Below are 23,749 nucleotides of genomic sequence, written 5' to 3'. Positions count from 1 at the left end.
GGCTTATTTTCCTCCTGCAGCAGGTGGATTATTTGTCGCTGCCGCAGCGGCATTGGCCTGATCATCCGCCCCTACATAGCGGTAGGTTTTGGCTTTCACGGTATAATTCACCACCGGAATATCCGATTTTTTCTGGGTATCCTCTTTTGCTTCTACGGTAAAGTCATGCAAGGTAACAATACGAGGCAAAGCCGCAATACCGGTAACAAATGCACCAAAGGCATGGTAGTCACCAGTTGCGTCAATACTGATCGGTTGCTCAATAAAGAACTCTTGCTTGACTTCATTTTCCAGACGGATATTTTTAAATTTCAGACCCGAATTCACTCCGGTCAGGTTAATGTCTTCAACCAGACTTGGAATTTCTGTCTCTTTTGGCAGTTGCTCTAATTGTTGATTAAAGTTCGCTTCCATTTCTTGCAGTTGCGCTTGATATTGCTGCAAGTTACGCAGCTTGGAATCTTTTTCTCTAAACTCATTGAGCAAGCTTTGTTCCTGGGCCTGAGCATTTTCAATCGCTTCGAGCTGAGATTTAATCACCACAAAATAACCCAGCGCCAGCACGGCTAGAAACACAAAAATCCAGCAGGTAATTTTGACAGATAAAGGCCAACTGCCGTAATTGTTCATATCCAGCGTATTAAATTGCTGGAAGAACTGCTCGACCGTCATTTTCTTTTTCTTGACCGCAACGCTGTCTTGATTCAATTCATCTTGGTTCATTTCGCGGCCCCCACTGCTACTACCCCTGATGCTGCCTGTTCTGATGCGGGTGCAGCTTCAGCCGTTGTACCAATTTCACCCAAATCGACAGTGACAATAAAACTGCCATAATTTTCCTCAACCCGAGGAACCAGCGAACTTGCTGCTTTATCTTTGTTTTTATCTTCATCCACTGCCAGGAATGAATTCATGAAGGCATTGCGATACCATGGCGAAGCTTCCAGGTTGCGCAACAGCTCAGCCACGGTATTCGGGCTTTCTGCTTTTCCTTCAATGGTGAATTTATCACCGGTGCGTGTGAACTTGGTTAAATACATGGTCGGTGGTGTGACCCGGACCAGTTCATCCACCAGACGCACGGTAACCGGACGCTGTCCCTGTAAACCCTGAATCAGCTTCATACGCTCAATAATCGCATTACGGCGTTCTTGCAAGCCATCCAGTGCTTTCAGTTGAGTATCCAGATTCTGGTTGGTACTCACAATCAGCTGATTGGCCTGTTCCTGATCACTGAGTTTATGATCAAAATACATCCAGCCTGAAAAGACCGAAGCAACCCCTAATGCAGCAACCCCAACACAAAAAGCGACAAACTGTTTCTTTCGTTGTTCTCTTAGCTCATCACGCCAAGGGAGTAAGTTAATCTTTGCCATTAATCAAAACTCCTCATTGCCAAACCGCATGCCACCATTAATGAAGAGGCATCATTTTCAATTTTTTTAATATCAATTTGGGGAGAAAAACCCATTTGTAAAAATGGATTGGCAATGGTCACCCGGTAACCGAGCTTTTGTTGTAATAGCTTGGCCAGACCAGGAATATTGGCATTCCCGCCAGCAAGCAGAATATGATCAATCTCATTAAACTGAGAGGATGAAAAGAAGAACTGCAGTGAACGTGCCGCTTGCTGAACAACGGCATCAAGGAAAGGCTCAAGCACCTCGGTATCATAATCGTCCGGCAGGGTTCTTTCTTTTTTGGCACGACCGGCTTCCTCAAAAGACAAGCCATAGCGACTTTGTACATCCTGAGTCAGTTGACGACCACCAAACACTTGCTCACGGGTATAGATAATTTTGCCTTTCTGCATTACAGACAGCGTGGTCATGGTATGCCCGATATCCAGAATACCCACGGTATTGGCACCCATCGGCAAGGTATCGGCAAAGACACTGAAAGCACGCTCCATGGCGTAACTTTCCACTTCTGCAATTTTCGCGGTGAGGCCAGCCAGCTCAAGCACTTCGACGCGCGTGTCTACATTTTCTGTCCGTGTTGCCACGAGCAGGACGTTTACCCGGTTTGGATTGGCCAAACGATCCGGTAAAACTTCAAAATCCAGACTCACTTCATCTAATGGGAACGGAATGTATTGCTCAGCGTCCATACGGATCTGAACTTCACGTTCCTCATCCGACATGTCAGCATCCATTTCTATGATCTTGTTAATGACCATAGATGTAGGCACTGCGATTGCAACATTGGTGGTGTGAGGATTGGCAAGGTTCACCACTCTCTCTAACGCATCCCCCACCGCCTCTGGGTTCAGAATGCTTTTTTCCACTACACTGTTTTCAGGTAATGGCATCACCGCATAACTTTCAACCCAATATCTACCGTTCTTTACAGAGAGCTCCAATAACTTAACAGTTGTCGAACTAATATCGACACCCACTAACCCCTTATTTGGTTTACGATATAACCTGAGCACAGTACTTTCCTATTTATTTTTTTATCCCCAAAAATACAACATACTAATTTTGTTTTGGTCTTTAATTGATACGGATACAATAACTCATCTAACAATCCGCATGTCTAAAGGATATACTGACCACAATTAGTTTGCCATTCGCTCTTATTAAAACTTACTTATTATGAAAAAGCTATCCAGTTCTGGTATTGTTCGCCCATTTTTTTTGATCATTATTATTATCTTAGTCTCACTTCCAATGGGATTTTATGGCATGTATCTCTATCTCGCGCCATCATTGCCAGATATGAGTTCATTAAAAAAAGCGCCTTTATTAAAACCATTGCAGGTCTATACGGCTGATAATAAGTTGATTGCGGAATACGGCGGAAAACTCTCCATTCCTGTTAAGTATGAACAGATTCCTCCAACTTTCATTCATGGTTTCCTTGCAGCAGAAGACTCCTCATTTTTTGAGCATAACGGCATCAGTTTTAAAGGCTTAGGGCGAGCTTTAACTGAATCTGTTACGGGCTCAGATGTGCAGACTGGCGGCTCAACCATTACCATGCAGGTTGCGAAAAACTATTATTTAAGTCCGGACCGTACGCTTAGACGTAAACTGACGGAAGTGTTTCTGGCACGAAAAATCGAACAGAACTTGACCAAACAGGAAATCTTGACGGCCTATGTCAATAAAATTTTCCTGGGTAAAAATGCCTATGGTATCGCTGCGGCGGCTCGTATCTATTACAACAAAAACCTGAATGAACTGACCACCGCACAAATGGCCATGATTGCAGGCTTACCAAAAGCACCGTCAAAATATAATCCGGTGGTGAATCCAGACCGTGCGCTTGAGCGCCGTAACTGGATTTTGGGCCGTATGCTACAACTGGGTTATCTCAACCAGAACCAGTATCAGCAAGCTGTTGCCGAGCCGATCAATCTCAACATGGTGGATCGCTCTGTCAGTAACGTTTTTCCCTATGTCGGAGAAATGGTCCGTTCCGAATTAGTTGAGCATTTTGGCGAACAAGCGATTGATTCGGGCTATAAGGTTTATACCACCATTGACAGCAACCGCCAGCGCTATGCAGAACAGGCGATTCAGAACGGACTGGAAGCCTATGACCGTCGTCATGGCTGGCGCGGTCCAGAAGCACATGACAAACCGTTAAAACAGTTCATGGCTTATGCCAACACCTACCCTGCGCAAGTTACCAAAGTGAATAATAATTCCTTTGAAGCCTTGATGCAGGATGGCTCAACCGTAACCGTGAACTGGTCAGGCATGTCTTGGGTGCGTCCATATCGTAATGCCAATAGCGTTGGTGGTGCGCCATCCAATGCTTCGCAGATTGTTAAAGTTAAAGATATTGTGCGTTTACGTCCAAATGAAGGCAAAACAGTCTGGGCTTTGACTCAAGTACCTAAAGTACAGGGCCAGCTTATTGCCATTAATCCGAATGACGGTGCAATTGAAGCGGTTGTAGGTGGCTATAACTTCTATCAATCAAAATTTAACCGTGCCTTACAAGGTTGGAGACAACCTGGTTCGACCATTAAGCCTTTCGTGTATGCATTGGCGTTAGAACGTGGTATGACGCCATATAGCATGGTTAACGACAGTCCGATTACCATTGGTAAATGGTCACCAAGAAACGCCGATGGACGCTATCTTGGTATGATTCCGTTACGCCGTGCGCTGTATTTGTCACGAAATTCGGTTTCTGTACGTTTATTACAAAATGTCGGCATCGAGCGTGCCCGCCAACTGTTTATGGATTTTGGTTTACAAGATGACCAGATTCCACGTAACTACACCATTGCCTTAGGTACGCCACAGGTATTACCGATCCAGATGGCAACCGGTTATGCGACCTTTGCTAATGGCGGTTACCGTATCCAGCCACACTTTATCACCCGTATTGAAGATGCGTATGGTAAAGTGATTTATGAAGCCAAGCCTGAATATGCATGTATTCCATGTATTGCCACAGCAAATAACAATGCGAAGCAAGCAACGGCGGATGCAAGCAAAAAAGATGATGTCAAAGAAATTACCAATGAGACACTGGATGATGTCAATGCGGCATCTGATGTTGAACTGACTGCTGCCGATACTGCACAGGCCAGCAAACCAAATGGTGACTACCGTCAGGCACAACGCATCCTGAAATCAAGCTCAGCCTATGATATGGCCAACATTCTTCGTGATGTAATCCAGCACGGTACTGGTCGTGCAGCGATGAAAATCGGCCGTGATGATCTGGGCGGTAAAACAGGTACCACCAATGACGCCAAAGATGCCTGGTTTGCAGGCTTTAACGGCAAATTAGTTGCTGTGGCCTGGGTGGGCTTTGACCAGCCGCGCACTCTGGGTCGTCGTGAGTATGGTGGGGTTGCTGCGCTTCCGATCTGGACCAACTTCATGGGTCAGTCTTTAAAAGACACACCATCAGCCTGGGTACGTCTGGATAAAGATGCCAAAGATCCGATTTCGCGCGATAAGTTACAGATCCAGCAAAGCGAAGACAAAAAAGAATATCGTGCTTCGCCACCGCTGGCTCGTCCAATGTATCGACCAGCGCCACCAGCGCCAACGCGTTCAACCGAAAATGACTTTTCTGATTTGCCTGGCACTACAGCACCAAGCGTCGGTGAGGAACGTCCAATCACCCCTGCGAAGAAGCAGCCGCCCGCAATGGGTTCAAACAATCCGGCACCTCAAAAAGAGCGTGACGGAATTGAAAATCTGATTAATCAGATTCAATAAGAAAAAACAAGCCATCAAATTGATGGCTTGTTTTTTTTCTGGAACAGATAAATCTGGAAGGCTGCCGTTGCTGCGAATTGTGGCGACTGCTCCAGCAGTTTGCGTCGTTCGGGATTGGCCTTATAAGCATACGGTGTCATGGCAATCAGGTTTTTTAAAGCCTGCTGATCCAGCGACATGACACTCTCCACCACCTGTTCCTGTTTGAGCTCAAACTGCGTCTCAAGCTGCTCCACAAACTTCTGTGGTTCATGCAGGTTCACCTGCTCAAACAAGGCGGCACGCAAATCATATAAATGACGTGGCGCAGGCGTGACTACAATCAGATGTCCATCCTGTTGTAACACCCGCATGATTTCATCTTGAGGAATAGGACTAAACAGACTGGTGCACAGATCAATGCAATGGTCCTGAACAGGTAAAGTGGCCCCAGTTCCTACCACCCAGGTCACTTTTGCATTCAGCTTAGCTGCTCGCTGTACCGCTGTCTTGGCAATATCCACTCCGATACATTGCTTGGTCTGAGCCTGCATGGCACTGGTGTAGTAGCCCTCACCACAGCCAATGTCCAGTACCGCTTCAGGTTGAAGCTGTTGCAGCATCTCGACCACCGCCTGCTGTAAAGGCTGGTAAAAACCGGCTTGCAGAAACTCACGACGTGCCAGTACCGATTCAGGTGTATCACCCGGTGACTTGCTATGTTTATGTTGCACCACATGTAAATTGACATAGCCCTGTTTTGCGACATCATAGTGATGTCCTTGTTCACAACGCCATGAGTTCTCTACCAAATTCAATGATTGGCGACAAACAGGACACATCAACAAACTCATCTATTTTCTCCAAACATAAAAAAAAGCTGGTCAATACCAGCTTCTTTCTTGAATCTTGGTTTAACGTAATTTTAAGGTCATTAAGCCTAACACGACCAGGAAAATCGTGATAATCCAGAAACGGATGACCACCTGGGTTTCTTTCCAGCCCTGTTTTTCATAATGGTGATGCAGAGGCGCCATCAAGAACACACGTTTGTTACGCATACGCAATGAACCGATCTGCAAGAATACCGAAATGGCTTCCATCACAAAGACACCGCCCATAATCGCAAATACGATTTCCTGACGCACCATCACCGCGATGGTACCGAGCATCGCACCGAGTGCCAATGCACCGACATCGCCCATGAAGACTTGTGCCGGATGTGCATTGTACCAGAGGAAGGCCAGACCGGCACCGACCATCGCCGAACAGATCACCACCAGCTCAGAGGTATATTTAACATAAGGAATATGCAGATATTCAGCGAAACGGATATCACCCGATAAATAAGCAAATACGCCTAAACCCGCTGCCACCATCACGATCGGCATGATCGCCAAACCGTCTAAGCCATCGGTCAGGTTCACCGCATTCGATGCACCGTTAATCACCAAATAAGTAAACACAATAAATGCCAAACCTAATGGGAATACTGACAACGGAATTGAAAGGTTCTTAAAGAAAGGAATCAGCAAGTCCAGCATATTCGCGGTATGCACTGCGCTATCTTGCTGTTTTGCAATCACATATAAGGCAATACCGGCTCCTAGAGACGCCACCGAAGTCCAGAAAAACTTCTTGCGCGCAGGTAAGCCCGCATTGTCTTTATAACGCACCTTAATCCAGTCATCAGCCCAGCCCACTGCACCAAACACCACCATCACGCCAAGCACGATCCAGACGTAAGGATTGGATAAATCCGCCCACAATAAAGTACTGATCCCGATAGAGAGTAAAATCAGGATCCCGCCCATGGTAGGGGTTCCCATTTTTTTGGCATGGTTTTCTGGCGCAAAAGAGCTGACTGCCTGACCATACTTGAGTGCCTGTAATTTACGAATCATGACCGGGCCTAAGGCCAAACCAATCGTCAAGGCAGTCAGTAAGCTCAACAAAGAGCGCAATGTTAAATAACGAACAACCTGAAACGAACTGTTATAGTCCGCCAATTGTTCAAATAACCATAACAACATTTAAATTTTCTCCATCAAGTCAGCCATCAACGTTTCCATATGGGTATAACGAGACCCTTTGAACAGGAAACTCATTGACTGGGGTTGATGTGTTTGGACTAAATTAATTAAAAACGGTAAAGCTTTTGCCTGTGTTGCAAAGGCATGTAGCTTTGCTGAATGAGATGAACCTTGTTGCGCTGCGGCAGCAAACTCACCCACCACAACCAAGTGATCAAGTGGTAAGGCCGATAAGTCACGTCCTAGATCATGATGTTCCTGCCAGCTACTGTCACCCAGCTCACCAATATCGCCCATCACCATGACTTTTAAGCCCTGCTGCTGCAAGAGCACCTGTGCTGCTGCACGCATCGAGGTCGGGTTGGCATTATAGGTGTCATCAATAAACAGGTAATTGTGCTGCTGGATAAAGTTCAGACGACCTTTGGCACCTTGTGCTTGCTCCAAGCCTTGCACAATATCATCCAGTGCAATACCCAGCGCTAAAGCAAATGCTGTAGCTGCTGCGGCATTCTGTACATTATGCGCCCCTGCAAATGGCAAATTCACCGCACGAACACCTTGTGGCGTATGCAAATTAAAGTGTGCCGATTGAGGATGAAGCTGAATCTCTGTCGCAAAAATATCACCGCCTTCACCAAAGCTCAGCGTCGGATGGGGCTGGGCATTTTCACGAATAGTGGTTGCAAAATCATCTTGCGCAGGAACAATGGCGGTGCCTTGCGGCAAAATATGCGCATAGATTTCCGATTTAGCGCGGCAAATCCCTTCGCGTCCACCGAACTCACCCAAATGTGCCGTACCGATATTCAAAATGCCGGCGACATGTGGCTGTACCAAATTCGAGGTGTAATCAATTTCACCTTGATGACTGGCACCCAGCTCCATCACGGCATATTGATGTTGCTGACGTAGTTCCAGCAACATCATCGGCACACCCAAGTCATTATTCAGGTTGCCACGCGTGATCAATGTCGGTGCTAAACGGGACAAAATACTACCCAGCATTTCTTTAGTGGTGGTTTTACCACTACTACCGGTCAAGGCAATCACTTTCAACTGTTGGTTTTGCTGACGGCGATAGGCTCCAAGGTGTCCTAATGCCAAGCGTGTATCTTTTACGACGAGCTGTGCAATATCAGCCTCGACAGGATGCTCTACGATGGCAATCTGACAACCTTGTGCAGCGACTTGCGCGACAAAGTCATGTGCATCAAAACGCTCGCCCTTTAATGCAAGAAATGCATCATCAGCCTCGGCATGACGTGAATCAGTCAAAATACGCTTAATTTTACCCTGCGGAATATTCTGCTGATACCACTCCCCTTGAGTAGCTTGTTGTAATTGTTCTGCTGTCCACGCTTCTAATGGAACAGTACTGGTTGTTGAGGTATGCATGGTTTTTTATTTACCTTTTTTCACACTATTGCACAGGATAAGCAGAATCTAGCGAATGCGGTTGCGCAGCAATGGCAGACTGCACTTCAACCACATCATCAAACCAATGACGCACGCCATCGATTTCCTGATAGTTTTCATGGCCTTTACCCGCAATCACCACGATATCTCCGGCTTGGGCTTGCGCTACGGCAAATTTAATTGCTTCACGGCGATCATGAATTTCATGTATGACGTGTGCACTAAAATCAATGCCCTGTTTCATATCGGCAAAAATCTGTTGAGGATTTTCAGTTCGTGGATTATCCGAGGTCAGCATGACCGGATTGGCATGATCAAGCGCGGCCTGCGTCATGAGTGGACGTTTGCCACGATCACGATCGCCACCACAACCAAATACCGCCCACAACTGTCCAGTGACATGACGTTTTAATGTGGTCAATACCTGAATCAAGGCATCGGGTGTGTGGGCATAATCCACCACAAATAGACGCTCGGCGTCCTGAATCACCTGCATACGGCCAGGGGCACCTTGCAGTTGCGGTACAAACTGCACTAGATCTGCCAGTGCGAAACCTGCATATTCGGCAGCAATCAGGCTCGCCAATAAGTTTTCAACATTAAAATGCCCCAGCAGTGGGCTTTGTACCACATAGGCGCCGGTTGGGCTGATCAGGGTAAAACTTGCCCCGCTTAAACGATACTGCAAATCAGCAATATGATAATCAGCCGTTGTTTGGGTCAAAGAGTAGGTCAGAATTTTGGGTTGTGACGGGTTGGCTTTCGCTGCATCCAGCATGATTTGGGCATGTGCATCATCCAGATTAATCACAACAGCTTTTAAAGTCGTAAATTTGAACAGCAAGGCTTTTGCTTCAGCATAGGCCTCAAGCGTACCGTGATAATCCAGATGGTCGCGGCTTAAATTACTATAGACCGCAATTTCAAGCTCACAACCGTTGAGACGGCCTTGCTCCAGACCATGTGAACTGGCTTCCAGGGCGACAAAACGCGCACCCTGTTTGGCATAATCATGCAGCGCATGTTGCAATTGCAAGGCATCTAAAGTGGTGTGTGTAGATGGGGTTAAGTTAGGTAAAATCCCGTTACCGGTGGTGCCCATCACTGCACAGCCTTGACCTTGCGAGCTAATCAGCTCGGCAATCAGACGAGAAATGGTGGTTTTACCATTGGTTCCCGTCACCGCAATACCGCGTAATGACGCTACCGGATCGACTGCCTGCAAATATTGCTTTTGCCATTCGCCCATGTGATAGCGAACCTCAGGACACACCCACTCATTGGCAAAGCCTAAAGCCGTTTCACTAATGATCGCCAATGCCCCGGCATCTAAGGCATTCTGGGCAAACTGGCGAGTTTTTTCTGGCTGGCTATAACTGCTCAGGGCAATAAAAATCTGCCCCTTTTCAATCTTACGACTATCCAGAGAAAAGCCCTGAAAAGGTTGGGTAGACCAAGCCGCATCAATGCTGATCGGATGTATCTGTTGAAAACTAATCGACATAATCTACCTACGGATTGGATTTTATAGAAGTATCAAGTGGTTTATCTAAAGGTACGTTGAGGAGACGTAATGATTCCTGCATGATGCGTGCAAACACGGGGGCAGCGACCAGACCACCGTAATAACGGCCTTGCGGGTTTTCAACCACCACAATGATGGCCAGACGCGGATCACTGATCGGCGCAACCCCTGCAAACAAGGCACGGTATTCACTGTTGGAGTAGCCTTTACGGTCTGCACGCAGTTTATGTGCAGTCCCTGTTTTACCGCCGACACGGTAACCCGGAATTACGGCCTGCTTGGCAGTACCGCCCGGCATGGTGACTTGCTCCAGCATGGTGAGGACCTGATCGGCAATTTTAGGTGCCAGCACTTGTGTGCCTTCAGGTGCCTTATCCAGTTTGCGCAAACTCAACGGCATTTGCACGCCATGGTTCGCCAACATGGCATAGCCTTGTGCCACCTGTAAAATGGTCGCATTCAGACCATAACCATAGGCCATGGTGCCAAGCTGGGAAGGATTCAGCTTGTTACCCGAATAGAGCAGGCCCGCACTTTCACCCGGGAACTTGACTGCTGAACGTTGCCCGAAACCTGCCCGTCTAAAGAAAGAAGGAACCGTATCTTTAGGCAGCGACAAGGCAATCTTGGCCGAACCGACGTTTGATGACTTAATAATCACGCCAGACACCGTTAAGGCACCGTAGTTATGCGTATCACGGATGGTATGCCAGCCTAAACGCATCGAACCTGGTGAGGTATTGACAATAGTCGACGGTGTATATTTACCACTCTCCAAGGCTGCGGCCACGGTAAACGGCTTCATGGTCGAGCCTGGCTCAAACATGTCAATCGCACCACGGTTACGCATGGCATCTTTGTTGCTGAGACCGTTTTTGTCATTCGGGTTATAAGACGGCCAACTGGTCATCGCCAGAATTTCACCAGTTTTGACATCAACCGCAATTGCGGTGGCAGAGCGGGCATTATTGGCCACACCTGCTGCAGTCAGCTCGCGATACATGATGTATTGCAAACGCGAGTCGATACTCAGGGTAATATTTTCGCCTGATTCGACTTCTTTAATCACTTCAGAAACTTTAAGACGGTTACCTTTTTTATCCCGAATGATTTTTTGCTCACCATCGACACCCGACAACTGTTTGTTCAGCTGCATTTCCAGACCTTCGATGCCCACCCCTTCACTATTGGTCAGGCCGATAATCTGTGCATTAGGCTGAGGTTGCGGATAGTAACGCTTATAGCTCTTCTCGGCATAAACGCCCTGAAAATTACGCTTGGTAATCAGGTCAGCCTGCTGGGGTGGAATTTCTTTTTGTAGTACCAGATAACGTGAACGAGGGCGTGCCTGCATCTGTTTCTTTAAATCTGCACGATCAACACCAACCGCATCGGCCAGTTCATCCAGGTTCAGGTTTTTATCGGGCAATTGGCGTTTTAATTTACGGTTATTCGGGTCTTTCTTTAACTCGGCTGTAATTTCATCAAACTGTTGTTTGGTTTCCCAGTAATCTCTCGGGTCGATCACGATTTTCATGATCGGGGTACTAATTGCCAACGGCACACCATGACGATCACTGATCACGCCACGCATCGCCTCAAGACGTTCGGTACGCAAGATATTGGCATTGGCCTTATTTTGTAAAAAGTCCTTATTAACCACTTGCACATAGAAGGCGCGTGCCACCAAGACCACAAAGCAAAGCAGCACTGTGCCCCACAGCAAATAAAATCGCCACATGTCCAAAGCAAGTGTTGGTCTTTCCGAAATCGACTGCTGTTTTTTTCGTATTGGTTTGCTTCTTTTATCTGCCATACAGCATGCCTTATTTATCTTGCTTTGAAGTCATAGGTAAAGAAATCACTACAGTTTGCGTAGCGGGTGGCGAGAACATACGCAGCTGGGTCACAGCCCGAGAACCGATCTGTGCTGTGGCACCAAAAGTTTGCTGCTCGATCAGTAAACGGCCCCACTCTGCATTCAGATCATCACGTTCACGCATGTAGGCGCTTAAGTCACGATAATCATGACGATATTCAAAGACCTGAAACACCACCATCATTGCACTGGTAAAGACCAATGCAACGAGTACAGCATATACAACGACTTTTTTCAGTCCCTTTTTGCTGCTTGGTAAAACGTCGTCGTCATTCTTGTTGTTCATTGTTAGCCTTTTTGCTCTAAACGCTCCGCCACACGTAGCCATGCACTACGCGAGCGAGGATTTGCTTTTACTTCTGCTTCACTCGCACGAATACGAGAAACTTTCTTTAAACGTCGAGTATCAACCTGCGCTTGAGGCATGCCCCAACCTGAATCTTCGGCCAGACTCGATTCTTTTTGAATAAATTGCTTGATCAGACGATCTTCCAAAGAGTGGAAGCTAATCACCGCCAGCTGCGCCGTTGGTTTTAACAAGGCAACCGCTTGCGGCAAGAATGTCTCGATATCATCGAGTTCTTTATTGATGGCAATCCGGATGGCCTGAAAAGTCCGTGTGGCCGGATGCTTATGCTTTTCCCATTTTGGATGTGCTGTTTTAACCACTTCTGCCAGTTGAGCTGTTGTTGTCATTTCGCCTGCCAGTTTAATGGCTTTGGCAATACGGCGGCTATAACGTTCTTCACCATATTGGTAAATAATGTTTGCAAGTTTTTCTTCTTCAATATCAAGCAGCCATTCTGCCGCAGTTGGGCCTTGCGAATTATCCATACGCATATCCAGTGGCCCGTTTTGCATAAAACTGAAACCACGTTCTGCCTGGTCGAGCTGCGGTGACGACACGCCCAAGTCAGCCATAATGCCGTCAACTTCGGTAATGCCAATCTTGGCAAGCTCAGCCTGCAGATCGGCAAAGCTGGCATGAATAATTTTAAAACGCGGATCTTCTTGTTCTAATTGTGCTGCAACTTCAAGCGCTTGAGGATCTTTATCAAAGGCATAGACGCGCGCATTCTGATCAAGTTTTGACAATAAAAGCTTGGTATGCCCCCCACGACCAAAGGTGGCATCGACAAAAATACCAGTATCGCGACCTGCCAATACGCCATCAACGGTTTCATGAAGTAAGACAGAAATATGCGACATAAGAATTGAATCAACAGCTGAAAATGTAACTGCACATTATCACCTTGTTTTACGCCAGCACCAAACGACTTTTTGTAGAGAATTCTTAACTTTTCATAGATAAAACCGTTTTCTTGTCATTTTTCATGCAATAAAAAAGCAAACACCTTCGGTATTTGCTTTTCAATCTTTTGTGTTGATCTGAATGAAGACCAAATTTATGGTTTTTCCGCATAAATCTGGTCAAAAACCGCACCATTTACAAAATGGGTTTTTTGCGCTTTTGCCCAGCCGCCAAACACGTCATTTATATTGAATAATTTGATCTTGGGAAATTGTTTGGCATATTTGGCTGCCACCTGAGGATTGCGTGGACGGAAATAATGTTTTGCTGCCAGTTCCTGACCGAGCGGCGAATAAAGAAAGTTCAAATAGCCACGTGCCAATTGACGGTTACCATTCTTATCTACCGTTTTATCCACGATTGCCACTGAAGGCTCCGCCAGAATTGAAATTGAAGGATAGACGATGTCAAATTTATCTTTACCTAAACCCTGCGTTGCCAATAAGGCTTCGTTCTCCCAGGACAGCAATACATCACCAATGCCACGCTCAGCAAAGGTGGTCAGGGAACCGCGTGCACCAGAGTCTAGGACTTTGACATTCTGATAAAGCTTTTTCACCAGCTCACGGGCTTTGGCATCATTTCCACCCGGCTGTTTCAAGGCATAGCCCCAAGCCGACAAGTAGATCCAGCGCGGTGCCCCACCGGTTTTTGGATTTGGCGTAATGATCTCCACCCCGTCTTTGGTCAAATCATTCCAGTCGCGAATATTTTTAGGATTACCTTTACGCACCAGAAAAACCACGGTCGACGTATAGGGTGCAGAATTATCCTTAAACTGTTTTTGCCAGTCTTTGCGGATTAAACCAGCATTGGCAATTTCATCAATGTCATTTGCCAGCGCTAAAGTCACCACATCGGCTTGCAAGCCATCAATTACAGAACGTGCCTGTTTACCCGAGCCGCCATGAGACTGTTTAAAATCAACCTCCTGACCGGTTCGTTGTTTCCAGTATTGACCAAAGGCCAGATTATATTCCTGATAAAATTCCCGAGTCGGGTCATAAGACACGTTTAAAAATGTCGTCGCGGCTTGCGCCACCCCATTTAAGCCCAGCGCCAATAATGCTGCTGCAATCACTGTTTTCATTGTTTATTGATCCAGTCCACCCCATTTGTAATCACTATATTTATTTAAAAATAATTTACAATCATGCAGTTATATCAATAAATTTATTGCTTTTCAGTTTTTAAGCTAAGGTAGCAATGGATAAGCTGGATAAAAATCCGCCAAAACAACATCTGGAAGCAAAAATGAGAAAAATTATCATTCTCCACTTTTTCTACACATTTGCTTGCTAAATTGCGCGTGTATACAAAGTAGCCAGAATGCTATAATTCTAGAGAAGGATGTGTTTAATTTTAAGATTTTTGTAAAAAGTGTGACTTAGTTCTACTTTTTTATTAAGATTTATGTTTAAATCGTATTATTAAAGCAATAGTATAGTAGTTTGGTAGTCTTATAGACTCAAATTCAAGAGGGGAATGTTAGCGATGCCAACATTAAAATTGAAGAAAACAGTATATATAAGTTTATTTTTGCTATGTTCTGTTCAAGCTGGACATGCAGCTGCAATTAAAGAAAGCAATAACATAAAAACGCTTGATAAATCTTCTTCAAGCTTGATCGTCAAAGCATTGGATCAGCAAAAACGCAATACCAGCATGCTACCGTCAACAGATGACGAGCTAAAAATGTTAAATACCATTCGTACCACACCAACCCAGACTTTTTTTGCCAGTCAACATGAGCGTTTTTCACGTTTCGTTCAAACCATATTCCAGCCGCATAGCTCATAATTTTTAAATATGTGCCCCTCACATGTTTAAATGAAGCCTAGTCCTGTTGTGACTAGGCTTTTTCGTTATAATAGTTTCAATTTTAATTTAACCTCCGATTATTTATGAAAGTCCGTACCCGTATTGCTCCATCTCCGACAGGATTTCCGCATGTAGGCACCGCCTATATCGCGTTGTTTAATTTGTGTTTTGCCAAGCAACATGGCGGTGAATTCATTTTACGTATTGAAGATACCGATCAGCTTCGCTCTACACCAGAATCTGAAAAAATGATTCTGGATTCTTTGCGCTGGCTGGGTCTGAACTGGTCTGAAGGTCCGGATGTGGGGGGCCCACATGCGCCTTACCGCCAGTCAGAACGGATGGGTATTTATAAGCAATATGCGCTTGAGCTGGTTGAAAAAGGCCATGCATTTTATTGTTTCGCAACAGCAGAAGAATTAGATCAAATGCGTGCAGAACAACAGGCACGTGGCGAAACACCAAAATATGACGGTCGCGGTTTAAAATTATCTCAAGAAGAAGTACAACGTCGTCTTGCAGCAGGCGAACCTCATGTTATCCGTATGAAAGTACCGGAAGAAGGCATTTGTAAAATCAATGACCTACTCCGCGGTGAAGTCGAGATTCCATGGGCACAAGTGGATATGCAAGTCCTGCTAAAAACCGATGGTTTGCCAACCTATCACCTTGCGAACGTGGTAGATGACCATTTAATGGAAATCACCCATGTATTACGTGGTGAAGAATGGTTGCCTTCTGCACCCAAACACCAGCTGCTTTATCAATATTTCGGTTGGGACATGCCAACACTGTGCCATATGCCGTTATTGCGCAATCCGGACAAATCCAAACTGTCTAAACGTAAAAACCCAACCTCAATCAACTACTATCGTGACATCGGCGTCTTGCCAGAAGCCCTGTTGAACTATTTAGGTCGCATGGGCTGGTCAATGCCGGATGAACGTGAAATCTTTACCTTAAAAGACATGATTGAGAATTTTGACGTGCAACGTGTTTCTCTGGGTGGTCCGATCTTTGATGTTGAGAAACTCAACTGGCTCAACGGTCAGTGGATTAAAGGCCTAACACCGGGACAACTGCTAGACCGTTTACTGGCATGGAAGAGCGACCGTCAAACCCTTGAAGATATTGCAGCTGCGATTCAACCGCGTATCAACCTGCTCTCTGAAGCAGTGAACTGGGCCGGTTTCTACTTCAACCATATGCCACAAATCAGCAAAGAACAGTTCGAAAGCAAGAAACTGAGCGAAGAACAGGTTCGTCAAAGTTTACAGTTTGCCATCTGGCGTTTAGAAAGCCAGTTCACATGGAATAATGACACCGTCAGTCAGACCCTGATGGATCTGGCCAACCAGATGGAAGTCAAACTGCGTGACTTCATGCCGGCCTTCTTTATTGCCATTGCCGGATCAACCAGTTCAACCCCAGTGATGCAGGCCATGGTTACCCTTGGACCTGATTTGACCTTTGCCCGCTTACGTCATGCCCTGGAAATTGTGGGTGCGCCGAGCAAGAAAGAACTGAAAGTCTGGGAAAAATTGAATGAATCCCTAAAATTGCCGAAAAATGATGCAAATAGTGAGACTTAATTCAGTTTAATGATTGACGTGTGAGCGCATTCCCCCTAATATTGCGCTCACACATTCTGGGGTCATAGCTCAGTTGGTAGAGCGCTACAATGGCATTGTAGAGGTCAGCAGTTCGATCCTGCTTGGCTCCACCACCGTTTCCGAATAGGAAGCGTGAAGCACAGCTATGCTCAAATCTTTGTGTATTGCCTCATCTGTCCCTATCGTCTAGAGGCCTAGGACATCGCCCTTTCACGGCGGTAACCGGGGTTCGAATCCCCGTAGGGACGCCATATTCTGTCTGATAATAATTATATTTTTCTTACAATCTTGCCTCAAGCAGATTGCACATTTTCGAATTTTCCATAAAATAGCCGCTTCTCTATGCTTGGACAAATTGTCGTATGCAATCTTCCAACTCAAATGCGAATACAGAACCCAAAACGCTAAAGCGTGCCATGAGCACCCGCCATTTAGTCATGCTTTCTTTAGGCGGCGCAATTGGTACCGGCCTGTTTTTAGGTTCTGGTGAAGTTATCGCGCAAACCGGACCGATTGGTGCAATTATTGCCTATATTCTCGGCGGTCTGATTGCCTATATGGTCATGCTCTGTCTAGGTGAACTTGCAGTACATATGCCTGTTGCTGGATCTTTTGGTGCATACGCTCGAAAATATATTGGTCCAGGCACAGGTTACATGATTTCTTGGGTGTACTGGCTCACCTGGACTGCGACCTTAGGAACCGAATTCACCGCTGCTGCCCTGCTGATGCAGGAATGGTTTCCCCATATTTCCATGTGGATCTGGACCATTATCTTTGCCGTTACCATTCTGGGTCTGAATTTAACCTCAACCCGTATGTTTGCCGAATCTGAATTCTGGCTAGCGCTGGTCAAAGTGGTGACCGTGATTGCCTTTATTATTTTAGGCTTGATGGCTATTTTTGGTCTGATCCCGTTCCATGGTTATGAATCAGCACCGCTATTTCACAACCTGACCGCCCATGGCTGGTTCCCGCAAGGCTTAATTCCTATCTTCACCACCATGCTGATCGTGAACTTTGCTTTCTCGGGCACCGAGTTAATCGGTGTTGCCGCAGGTGAAACCAAGGACCCTGCTGAAAATGTACCCAAAGCCATCAATGCCGCAATCTGGCGTTTATTGATTTTCTTTGTCGGTACCATCATCGTGATTAGTGCACTGCTTCCTTTCCAGGTGGCAGGTTTAGGCGGTGAAGGCGTGAGTAGCAGTCCGTTCGTGACCGTGTTTAATTACATCGGTATTCCTTATGCCGACGATATTATCCGCTTCGTGATTATCACCGCACTGCTTTCAGCGGCCAACTCAGGCCTGTATGCGGCATCACGTATGATGTGGTCTTTGTCCGATCAGCGTCAGCTACCCAGCGTTTTCTCTCGCTTGTCAAAGAGTGGTACGCCTATCATTGCACTGGTCGTCACCATGTTTGGTGCAATTCCAGGGTTGTTATCAGAACACTTTGCACCTGAGACTATTTTCAAGAATTTACTTGGGGTGGCTGCATTCACCATGGTGATCGTGTGGATGAGTATCTGCTGGAGTCAATTTAACTTCAGACGTCAATGGTACAAGGCCGGACATACTGCAAAAGATTTAAAATTTGCTGCGCCGCTTTACCCGATCGTCCCAATCTTGGGTTTTATCTTCTGTTTGATTACAGGGCTGAGTATGGCAGCCGATCCGGAAATGCAAGCAGGTTTTATTGGTTGCTTGCTGTTTATTGCCGCATGTTATGTGAGCCATTACATTTTCTATCGTCATCGCCAATAATTCGTTCCTATAAAAAATGCAGCTTAAGCTGCATTTTTTATATCTGGAGTAAAGCCCTTTTTTTCATATTTTGAGCTTAACTGCTTATTTTTGATTATTTATTCCTCGATATGTTTTATTTTTAAACACTTGTTTGGTTTTTTTAATTTTTCTTGAGAAAAGTGTTTGACACCCCACCCGATTCACCCTAATATACGCCCACCTCTGAAACGTCCCTATCGTCTAGAGGCCTAGGACATCGCCCTTTCACGGCGGTAACCGGGGTTCGAATCCCCGTAGGGACGCCACTAAATTCGAGGAAAGGCAAAGATGAATCATCCTTGCTGAGAATTTAGGCTTACACGCGATATGTTTCATATTCTGTAAGTAAATCTCCTCCGATAAGTCCCTATCGTCTAGAGGCCTAGGACATCGCCCTTTCACGGCGGTAACCGGGGTTCGAATCCCCGTAGGGACGCCACTAAATTCGAGGAAAGGCAAAGATGAATCATCCTTGCTGAGAATTTAGGCTTACACGCGATATGTTTCATATTCTGTAAGTAAATCTCCTCCGATAAGTCCCTATCGTCTAGAGGCCTAGGACATCGCCCTTTCACGGCGGTAACCGGGGTTCGAATCCCCGTAGGGACGCCAAATTCTAAAAAGCCACTGCATTGACAGTGGCTTTTTTCTTATCTGCTTTTATTTTCGTAATCCGTGCCAATCCCGACCTGCACTTCCAGACGGCCCGATTGCACGCGTAAACCACGAATCTCAAACTGATCCACCAGTTGCTGTACCAGTTCACGACTTTCCTGCAAGATATTCAAACCCGGCAAAATACTAAAATCAGTCAGGCTTAACAGTTTATCGACCATCCATGAGCGGTTATTGATGAAGTCGATAAAACCCGCTTCTTCCAGATCGATATACCATAAGCGATGCCCTTCTTTCTGGATGCCCGGCACATCACGAATCAGGTGATTAATCAGAAAAGGAATTGGTAAGGAATTGATCAGTTCAAAACTGGCATTGCCCACACGACGCGCTGCCCAGTTGGTCAGGGTTCCACCATGACGAATCTGTAAATCCAGATGTTCATCGACCTGACGTAAGCGTAAATATTTTTCCTGACCGATCCGACATTCCAACACATTAAATTCCAGTGAAAGCCGGTATAAAAAGCGACGGTAATGCCCATCCAGTTCAATATGAAAACGGTCATTGCCGCATTCAATTTTAATATCATCAATTTCAGAGCGATCCATGCGCTTGCGTATCTGGTTATTCAGCAGCATTTCCGGCAAATACAGGGTCAGACTACTTTTGCCCAAAGAAGCCCTTGCCATCGCCAACGCCACCTGACGTGCCGCTTCACTGGTTTCCGAGACCATGTCCCGAACCGTATTGCGCATGCCTTCCACACCACGCTTGGTATGATGCGTTACCTGATCCAGTGCATCCAGCGCCGCATCCGCCACACCGGCAATATTGCGTGAGGTATCACTGGCAAATTCCACTGCATCTTGTGCATGTTGCAAGGTCTTATTAATGAGCCGACGTGATAATGATGGTTTCACAGCAGAGAATTCTGTATCTGCCGGCATAATATCGAACATCGCCTTTTTATCATCTTGTCGATTCAAGATGCTCTCCCTCTTCCCTTTGCTACTGGCTCACTTCTTATGAGCAACGATCTGCGTGCTGAACTTATTCGCCGTTTTTCTGTAGATTATCACGCTCTACCAGACAATTTGCGTATTTTTGTTGCACAGTTTTAATTTATTTCTGCCCCCACTTTAGCGCTTGTCCCATGAATTAATCAGGGTCTTTGCGAGCAGGTACGACCGCGTCGACAGGTGGTAAGTGTTGTATCTGGCTAAAACGGATACGTTTATACTGTTCCAATGCCAGCTCAATCTGCTGTACTTTCTCTTGAGCCAATGGCTGCTCAAAATTCGGTAATTCTCGCAAGGCCACCCACGCCACCTGCATCAGTTCAAAAGTGTTGCCTTTTTCCAGTTTGGGCCGCATCCAGCTTGCAAGATCCTGTACCCGCTGTTGCATTTCAAACTGTAATGCAAACAGTCCGCTACTTAATGCAGTTTCTTTCAATGGCAAACATAAATCATGGACCTGTTGAAACAACTGAATCTGTTGCTCAAGATCAGGCAACAACATGTCGGCATAGAACCATCTGGCAAAAGCAGTCATCTCAGTAACCACCTGATTACGCTGGGTATATAAGGCATCTCGCTGTGGATGCTGTTTATCCAACTGTAGCTCTCCCAAATAAGCCATCAAGCCCTGTTGCAGAATGAGCTGAATATTTTCAGAACGTGTTGCATCTTTGCGCTGTGATGTGCGCTGCTGAAGCCTCTCCATCAATTGATCATATTGAGCGGGCTGCACCAATAATTCCAGAATTGCTGGATCGTGTTGCATCACTTGCCATAAGGATTGAAGTAAAGATGGATAATCGCTCAATACACCCGCATGCTGTGTTGCAAGACAGCGCTGTAAAGCATGTTGCATTGCTTCGGACTGCGCCAGACTTTCCAATGCACTTTGCTCGGTCAAAAGCTGTGGTGCACTGGCGATCACCTCCTGACTAAAAGGCAGATGATGCTCCCGACCACCCCATAAGCTATTCAGTGTTTTACCCAAAGCATTTAAGCTGCGTCCGGCATCAGCCATTACACTGGTTGCTGTCGCACGCGTATCTAGAATGGATTCTGGCAACAGCAAGCTCACCGCTTGCCGCAAGATAATGCGATAGGCTTTTTGATCAATCGGTTTCTGATAGCGTATGAGTAAATCAAGCGCATATTCGATATCACTGACCTGAGGTTGATATTCGGGCTGATGGCGCTTGAGTAAACATTGAATATAGGCATAAAAAGCCACTTCATTAAATTGAGATGATTGTGCTGCGGCCCATTCAAAATACTCAATCGCCTGGGTATATTGGCCGGCACCGGCATATGCTTTGGCCAGCGCATTGGCATGCAGTGCGCACGGATAATGCTGCTGAAAATAATGAAGTAGCTCAATTTTCGGCGGCTGATCCAGACATTGCTCCAGCTGACGTAAATAGCTATTGATTTGCTGTTGGGTCGGTTGCGGAACGATAAAGTTAAGCTGATCCCTCAGGCATTGCTCATCCCAGCCATATTTGCGTGCATGCGTGCTATAGGCAGCAATAAATTCATCTTCAATCAGCTGAATCAATTGGGTGGCATAGAAAATATCTTCATCATTCTCGTGATGAAATTGCCATTGCTTGGGCAAAGTTAATTTAAAAAGCCGCAATAAAAAATTGGCACTTAGGTCAGGGTTTTCCGAAGTTACCAGCATCAATTGATCTTGTGTGGACAGATGCTGTTTTCCCTTCTGGATTCGGGATAAACGTAACTTTAAAATTTTGGTGGGTAACATGCGTATCCTTTCGCATTATTCAGCCAACTCATCCAGCAAATTAACATGACTGTCGAAGCTTTTGCGAATAGCTTTAGACGAGCTGTAGCCTCACATTTTCAAAGCTCATCACTGCGGCTAGCGCAGAGCTATAAACTCATAAATAAGTAAAGTTATGTATTTGAAACGCTCAGCATTTTTGCTTTTGCATAATTTTCGCTAAAATAGCCAAAACACTATAGGAAATCCTTATGCAATACCGCTGCCCTAAATGTCAAAGCGTGAAAATTATGCCTGTCAGCCAGGGTACCAACAGCCCTCGCCCTAACGTGCCAAAAAGTCTGGTGCTTTTAGTGCCTGCAATTTTTATTTTATTGTTTTTGGTGCTGATCAGCATTGGCATGTGGATTTTCGGTAATGGTGCAGGACAAAGCCTGCAAATCGCGACGGTTGTGGTTTTTGCAGTCTGTGTGATTGCAGGAGTTTTATTCTGGCGTGATCTACCCGATTTCAAAATTTCAATGCAGGCGTTTATGCAAGCGCAAAAACATTGGAAATGCCGTGACTGCAATCATGAATGGCAGAATTAATCCGGTAACAGCAGTAAGATTCACATCAGCTTAATGCTGATGTGAATGGTCATGTGCTTCATGGTCAGCATGTTGATGCGTATGCTGGCAGTTCATCTCTGCATCATCTTCAATTTGCAAGGTCACTTCGGCAATACCATGTTCATGTGACAGCATTTCTGTGGCAGTCCGATGTAACTGATTACGATCCGCCTTGGGTGCAAACAGATGCACCGTCAGATGAATATTCTTGGAGGTAATCGCCCAGACTTTCAACTGGTGAATGCTTTCCACACCATCGAGTGCCAGCAAGTCATTGCGTAGTTTCTCGACATCAACCTCTTCAGGCACACCTTCCAACAGGATATTGATACTCTGTTTGAGTAAAATCCACGTTCTTGGCAAGACCCAGAAACCGATTGCAACCGCAATAATGGTATCAACCCAATACCAGTTGGTGAAATAAATAATCACCGCACCAATAATCACGCCGACCGAACCCAAGGCATCGCTCAATACTTCTAAATATGCGCCTTTCATATTCAGGCTTTCAGCAGCACTCGACATTAAAATCTTCATCGAGATCAGGTTAATCACCAGACCGATTGAAGCCACGATCAACATACCCAAACTCTGGATTTCAGGCGGCTGTGTAAAGCGTTGATAAGCTTCGTAAAGAATATACATCGCCACAAAAAACAGCATGGAGGCATTAAACAATGCCGCCAGAATTTCAAAGCGTTGATAACCAAAGGTTCGCTTATTGTCTGCTGGACGTTTGGCAATCTGGATCGCAACCAATGCAATCGCCAGTGCGGCGGCGTCGGTAAACATATGCGCTGCATCAGACAATAAGGCCAGACTTTGGGTAATTAAACCGGCAACAAATTCAACAATCAGAAATGTTGTGGTCAATACCAACGCAATCGTAAGTTTTTTGGCATTGCCTTCGGTAACGACTGCATGACTATGATCATGCCCTTGATGTCCACTCATGTTGGACTCCTTATAATTTTAAAATTCAACTTTCTTTCTACACTATCTCAAATCATCGATGAATATGATGAGTGAAGTGCAACGAATTGTCCTAAAATCTTTCGCTATCTGATCCCTAACCTATATTTACGATCGTGGCGGCGGCATGGATGCCGCCTGTTGGTCTGCGGCATCATGGAAGTGCCGTCAGACCAACAAAGGATTTTTGTTACTTTTGAATCTTCAAAAGTAAGTAAATCCAATCCC

18 protein-coding genes, 5 tRNA genes and 1 pseudogene are annotated in these 23,749 nt (G+C 45.7%); 10 read left to right on the top strand and 14 right to left on the bottom strand.

From position 1 onward, the window contains the following. Nucleotides 1-3 precede the first annotated feature (3 nt). Genes J699_RS08405 through J699_RS08415 form a run of 3 tightly spaced genes read right to left on the bottom strand, consistent with a single transcriptional unit; the run spans nucleotide 4 to nucleotide 2,434 of the window. Nucleotides 4-723, bottom strand: coding sequence for a type 4a pilus biogenesis protein PilO (locus J699_RS08405; RefSeq protein ID WP_009506583.1), 720 nt, complete (start codon nucleotides 721-723; stop codon nucleotides 4-6). Further along, entirely contained in the window at nucleotides 720-1,376 is a 657-nt protein-coding gene (locus J699_RS08410; RefSeq protein WP_005227663.1) for a PilN domain-containing protein, read from the bottom strand. The genes J699_RS08405 and J699_RS08410 overlap by 4 nt, the downstream gene beginning before the upstream one ends. Beyond that, nucleotides 1,376-2,434 carry a pilus assembly protein PilM gene (locus tag J699_RS08415; protein ID WP_005227665.1) on the bottom strand — a complete coding sequence of 353 codons (1,059 nt, stop codon included), beginning with the start codon at nucleotides 2,432-2,434 and terminating at the stop codon, nucleotides 1,376-1,378. Before J699_RS08415 ends, J699_RS08410 begins: the two co-directional genes overlap by 1 nt. A 163-nt stretch (nucleotides 2,435-2,597) precedes the next feature. Here J699_RS08415 and ponA point away from each other — a divergent pair, with 163 nt between their 5' ends. After that, nucleotides 2,598-5,192 carry a penicillin-binding protein PBP1a gene (ponA, locus tag J699_RS08420; RefSeq protein WP_079281792.1) on the top strand — a complete coding sequence of 865 codons (2,595 nt, stop codon included), beginning with the start codon at nucleotides 2,598-2,600 and terminating at the stop codon, nucleotides 5,190-5,192. Between the two features lie 14 nt (nucleotides 5,193-5,206). Here the strand turns inward: ponA and J699_RS08425 are convergent, their stop codons facing one another. From J699_RS08425 to J699_RS08460, 8 genes and pseudogenes are all read right to left on the bottom strand, one after another. Then, nucleotides 5,207-6,025: a methyltransferase gene (locus tag J699_RS08425; protein WP_032882832.1), complete on the bottom strand. Its 819-nt coding sequence runs from the start codon at nucleotides 6,023-6,025 to the stop codon at nucleotides 5,207-5,209. A gap of 60 nt (nucleotides 6,026-6,085) precedes the next feature. After that, nucleotides 6,086-7,204, bottom strand: coding sequence for a phospho-N-acetylmuramoyl-pentapeptide-transferase (gene mraY, locus J699_RS08430; RefSeq protein ID WP_005227668.1), 1,119 nt, complete (start codon nucleotides 7,202-7,204; stop codon nucleotides 6,086-6,088). Continuing rightward, on the bottom strand, nucleotides 7,205-8,602 hold the full coding sequence (locus J699_RS08435) for a UDP-N-acetylmuramoyl-tripeptide--D-alanyl-D-alanine ligase (protein WP_032868545.1): 1,398 nt from the start codon (nucleotides 8,600-8,602) through the stop codon (nucleotides 7,205-7,207). Between the two features lie 25 nt (nucleotides 8,603-8,627). Then, nucleotides 8,628-10,127, bottom strand: a complete 1,500-nt coding sequence (locus tag J699_RS08440; RefSeq protein WP_032868543.1) for a UDP-N-acetylmuramoyl-L-alanyl-D-glutamate--2,6-diaminopimelate ligase — start codon at nucleotides 10,125-10,127, stop codon at nucleotides 8,628-8,630. A 3-nt stretch (nucleotides 10,128-10,130) separates the two neighbouring features. Further along, nucleotides 10,131-11,964: pseudogene (ftsI, locus tag J699_RS08445) on the bottom strand (penicillin-binding protein PBP3). Nucleotides 11,965-11,974: 10 nt separating this feature from the next. Beyond that, complete coding sequence (locus J699_RS08450; RefSeq protein WP_005227681.1) at nucleotides 11,975-12,313, bottom strand: cell division protein FtsL; 339 nt, start codon at nucleotides 12,311-12,313, stop codon at nucleotides 11,975-11,977. A 2-nt stretch (nucleotides 12,314-12,315) separates the two neighbouring features. Beyond that, a complete protein-coding gene (gene rsmH / locus J699_RS08455; protein ID WP_005227683.1) occupies nucleotides 12,316-13,236 on the bottom strand; it encodes a 16S rRNA (cytosine(1402)-N(4))-methyltransferase RsmH in 921 nt (306 codons plus the stop codon). 197 nt (nucleotides 13,237-13,433) lie between these two features. Further along, nucleotides 13,434-14,429, bottom strand: coding sequence for a sulfate ABC transporter substrate-binding protein (locus tag J699_RS08460; protein ID WP_032868542.1), 996 nt, complete (start codon nucleotides 14,427-14,429; stop codon nucleotides 13,434-13,436). Nucleotides 14,430-14,833: 404 nt separating this feature from the next. Between J699_RS08460 and J699_RS08465 the strand changes: the two genes are divergently transcribed. The 8 genes from J699_RS08465 to J699_RS08500 all read left to right on the top strand — a co-directional run bounded on the left by J699_RS08465 (nucleotide 14,834) and on the right by J699_RS08500 (nucleotide 19,175). Next, nucleotides 14,834-15,139 (top strand): hypothetical protein, encoded by a 306-nt coding sequence (locus J699_RS08465; RefSeq protein WP_005227687.1) that lies wholly within the window; start codon nucleotides 14,834-14,836, stop codon nucleotides 15,137-15,139. A gap of 104 nt (nucleotides 15,140-15,243) precedes the next feature. Then, nucleotides 15,244-16,752: a glutamate--tRNA ligase gene (gene gltX, locus J699_RS08470; protein WP_005227688.1), complete on the top strand. Its 1,509-nt coding sequence runs from the start codon at nucleotides 15,244-15,246 to the stop codon at nucleotides 16,750-16,752. Between the two features lie 58 nt (nucleotides 16,753-16,810). Continuing rightward, nucleotides 16,811-16,886 (top strand) — tRNA-Ala (locus tag J699_RS08475). 62 nt (nucleotides 16,887-16,948) lie between these two features. Continuing rightward, nucleotides 16,949-17,024, top strand: a tRNA-Glu gene (locus tag J699_RS08480). Between the two features lie 111 nt (nucleotides 17,025-17,135). Further along, entirely contained in the window at nucleotides 17,136-18,542 is a 1,407-nt protein-coding gene (locus J699_RS08485; RefSeq protein ID WP_005227689.1) for an amino acid permease, read from the top strand. A gap of 211 nt (nucleotides 18,543-18,753) precedes the next feature. Further along, nucleotides 18,754-18,829: transfer RNA gene (locus J699_RS08490), tRNA-Glu, on the top strand. Between the two features lie 97 nt (nucleotides 18,830-18,926). After that, a tRNA-Glu gene (locus J699_RS08495) sits at nucleotides 18,927-19,002 on the top strand. A gap of 97 nt (nucleotides 19,003-19,099) precedes the next feature. Next, a tRNA-Glu gene (locus tag J699_RS08500) sits at nucleotides 19,100-19,175 on the top strand. A gap of 38 nt (nucleotides 19,176-19,213) precedes the next feature. On the opposite strand, the gene J699_RS08505 is transcribed toward J699_RS08500, so the two are convergent. Together J699_RS08505 and J699_RS08510 are read right to left on the bottom strand one after the other, a co-directional pair. Then, nucleotides 19,214-20,167, bottom strand: coding sequence for a hypothetical protein (locus tag J699_RS08505; protein WP_005282654.1), 954 nt, complete (start codon nucleotides 20,165-20,167; stop codon nucleotides 19,214-19,216). A 172-nt stretch (nucleotides 20,168-20,339) separates the two neighbouring features. Then, nucleotides 20,340-21,959, bottom strand: a complete 1,620-nt coding sequence (locus J699_RS08510) for a hypothetical protein (protein WP_032882831.1) — start codon at nucleotides 21,957-21,959, stop codon at nucleotides 20,340-20,342. A gap of 230 nt (nucleotides 21,960-22,189) precedes the next feature. Here J699_RS08510 and J699_RS08515 point away from each other — a divergent pair, with 230 nt between their 5' ends. Next, on the top strand, nucleotides 22,190-22,528 hold the full coding sequence (locus J699_RS08515; protein ID WP_005227693.1) for a hypothetical protein: 339 nt from the start codon (nucleotides 22,190-22,192) through the stop codon (nucleotides 22,526-22,528). Nucleotides 22,529-22,558: 30 nt separating this feature from the next. Here the strand turns inward: J699_RS08515 and J699_RS08520 are convergent, their stop codons facing one another. Further along, complete coding sequence (locus J699_RS08520; RefSeq protein WP_009506611.1) at nucleotides 22,559-23,503, bottom strand: cation diffusion facilitator family transporter; 945 nt, start codon at nucleotides 23,501-23,503, stop codon at nucleotides 22,559-22,561. Between the last annotated feature and the right edge of the window lie 246 nt (nucleotides 23,504-23,749).

The sequence above is a fragment of the Acinetobacter sp. 1000160 genome (assembly GCF_000588715.1).
In the GTDB taxonomy this organism is placed as follows: Bacteria; Pseudomonadota; Gammaproteobacteria; order Pseudomonadales; family Moraxellaceae; genus Acinetobacter; species Acinetobacter courvalinii.
Note: the sequence above shows the minus strand (reverse complement) of the source record. Positions and strands in the feature narration are given on the sequence as shown.